Below are 2716 nucleotides of genomic sequence, written 5' to 3' on the forward strand. Positions count from 1 at the left end.
ACCTTTAGACCCAGTTTATTACATGTACCAATACTGGGTTTCTTCAGTATTGCCTTTTTTCGGATCATCGGACAAGGGAATTTCCAATTTCTATGATTTTTCACCTTGACATATTACCGCAGGACTTTTATTAAAATAGAACACTTCTTCGCTTGAACAGATGTCCATATGACCGTATAAAAGTATTCGCTATGAAGATACGTTTATTTATATTTTACCAAGTATTTCCGATGAAAATACAACTAAAATAATTTGATAAATTATGCGTTTGTTAGATTATTTTTTATAGGTAATATTTATCTTGAGATGTGTCAGTTTGTGTTAAGTCCGTATATTGGTGCAAAAAGAACCATGTTGCTTCTCTTTTTGTAAATAAACAGTGGACAAAACACTAAATATAAGAAGAAATGCAACAATGGTTCGCCATCATATTACCCAAAATGAACTTTTGCACGGTTATTCACTAGAGATGAGGGATTAGCCGAGCTGCTGGAACAAATCCTCAATCAAATCCTCGAAACGCAAGTGAAAGAGAGATCGCCGATATGAACTGCAACCCCTGTGCCTAATGGTTGGCGGTTTGCCAAGCAATAGAGGAACCCTGCCTAAAATAGCAAGAACCCAACTGATATTGGAATAAAACTGAATATGAGGATCATCACGCAAAAACCCATTATATCTCGAATGTTAAGGCCAGCGATCGCCAATGTCGGCAGTGCCCAAAACGGTTGAATCATGTTCGTCCATGCATCCCCCCAGGCAACACCCATTGCAGTTTTGGCAGTATCTGCACCAAGTTCCAAAGCTGCTTCAATCATAATTGGACCTTGTACCGCCCATTGTCCGCCTCCAGAGGGAACAAAAATATTTATAATACCTGCACTTAAAAAGGAGATAAATGGCAATGTGTTTTCCGAAGCTATACTGACAAACCATAATGAGATTTGTTCGGATAAACCAGATGCGATCATCATCCCCATAATTCCTGCGTAAAACGGAAATTGTATAATGATTCCACCTGCATTTTTCACCCCATTTGTAACAGTATCCAAAAATCTTTTAGGTGTCTTATGAAGGAGAATTCCGAGGAAGAGGAAAATGAAGTTTACGATATTAATGTTCAAGTCAAATCCGTTGACGACAAAATGATAAACAATGAATGCTAACCCCATCAATCCGATTAGAAGGGAAACAATCTGGCTATTTTCCAGTTTTTCTGCTGGGGTAGTCGGTTTCACATCCTCATATGGCAATTCATCTTCGGGTACAATCCTTTTCGTTGCCTCCTTGCTTTTTAGCGGTTCTGTACTTTTAAGCAAATAACGATTAAATAGCGGCAAGGTAATCAGCAATGCAGCAATAATAAAGAGATTAGAAGGGCTAAATAGGGTTTCGGTTACCGGGATAACTCCCATCGATTCCTCTAAAAAATGACCTGGTGTTGCAATTGTTAATGGTATTGAAGCAGAAAAACCACCATGCCATACAAGAAAACCGCTGTAAGCACTAGCAATTAAAATTCGATAATCTACCGTTGGCACCCGTTTTGCAACATGTATTGCAAACAGCGCCCCGATAACAAGGCCAAATCCGTAGTTGATTAGGCATGCAATTAATGATACGAAGGTAACAAGCAATACCGCTTGAGCAGGAGTGTGGGCCAAAGCACTCAATTTAACCAATATCTTTTTAATAATCGGAGTGTTTGCCAAAATATATCCAGTTACAACCACAAGAGCCATTTGCATTGTAAAAGCCAACAAGTCCCAAAAACCGCTCCCCCAATGGGAAATCATTTCAATCGGGCTGCTATCTGTAAGCAAGATGCCCAACAAATATACAAGAAAAGTTAAAATAATAGCAAATAGTAATGCATCCGGCAAATAGCGTTGCACCATCCGATCGAAAAAAGAAGTGATTGTTTTCATCATTGTCTTCTCCCTTCCTTTTTTTGCTCTCTTTTGGAAGCGTTTTCTCTAAAATTTTTCTGCTCAACTGTTACTTCTTCATTGACCTATAATCGTTTTCTTTATTCGCCCTTTCTTGCTTCGTAAAGCAAGCACCAAGCGAAACGCAAAAACTTTCTCTCAAACGTTAAAGTATAATTCCATCGGCAGAGTCCTTCAACACGCATTCGTTCCGCTAAATTTATAGGGAAACAAGTTCCACATCTAATTCTCCAGAAAAAATTGTTGTTCAAAAATTTTATTTGTTGATTTGTTTATTTTCCAGCAACAAAATGAGCCCCAATGGTCGCCCAAAGGGTATTGTGGTAAATGGTCAAGTTTTTTATCGTCTTTTCGAAAAGATGAAAAGGTTTTTTCTGTCAAAGCAGCAAATAACGATTAATGCCTCCAACACAGGAATTCATCCTTTTGTTTATCAACAAATCCTCCCTCCCCTTTTTTATGTAAGAGTTTACACGGGGACAATCTATAAGTAAAATAGATAAAATGAATGATATTTATTCTAAATTGGAATTATGTTAAAAGAATGGCTTCAGTAATGATCGGAGCAGAAATATGGAGAATTTCTGGCACGGCTGTATAAAATTTTCCAACACAACGTTTTAGCCTGAAATGTTAATTTGAAGCGTATCGGGGATCCCCTGGCAAAACAGTAGGAAATTAAAAAATAAAGTCTCATCACCATATTCTGTGATGTTCACACAATTCCGGAAATAAGTTAGCGAGATTGATACTCAATCTAGAGTAGC

The 2716-nt window shown here is 37.8% G+C and carries 1 protein-coding gene and 1 pseudogene; one reads left to right on the forward strand and one right to left on the reverse strand.

The window, feature by feature from the left end:
* Nucleotides 1–415 precede the first annotated feature (415 nt).
* Nucleotides 416–537 (forward strand): annotated as a pseudogene (locus AC0KTX_RS16565) (IS256 family transposase); the annotation flags it as partial.
* Between the two features lie 68 nt (nucleotides 538–605).
* Here the strand turns inward: AC0KTX_RS16565 and AC0KTX_RS16570 are convergent.
* A complete protein-coding gene (locus AC0KTX_RS16570; protein WP_474253146.1) occupies nucleotides 606–1928 on the reverse strand; it encodes a short-chain fatty acid transporter in 1323 nt (440 codons plus the stop codon).
* Nucleotides 1929–2716: the final 788 nt, after the last annotated feature.

This window comes from Aeribacillus sp. JST-2, assembly GCF_056032925.1.

Coding starts and splice junctions, on each gene's coding strand:
- AC0KTX_RS16570 (WP_474253146.1), bottom strand. CDS start 1,928: ATGAAAACAATCACTTCTTTTTTCGATCGGATGGTGCAACGCTATTTG.